Raw genomic sequence first — 200 nt, forward strand, 5'->3', positions numbered from 1 at the left:
GGTTTTACTACCGCTGCGCGGCAGATCGCGGGCAAGCCACGCTGCTACGGCCTGCGGCCAGAAGCAGAGGCGGCGATCTTCATACCTTGATACCTTCATCACTGGACGGGTTCCTGATCGTTCCCACGCTCTGCGTGGTAATGACGCCTGGTCAGGGGAAGCATTCCTACGCGGGCGTCGGAACGATCAACATTGGACGT

It is taken from the genome of Pseudomonas sp. UBA5706, from assembly GCF_002419965.1.
In the GTDB taxonomy this organism is placed as follows: Bacteria; Pseudomonadota; Gammaproteobacteria; order Pseudomonadales; family Pseudomonadaceae; genus Aquipseudomonas.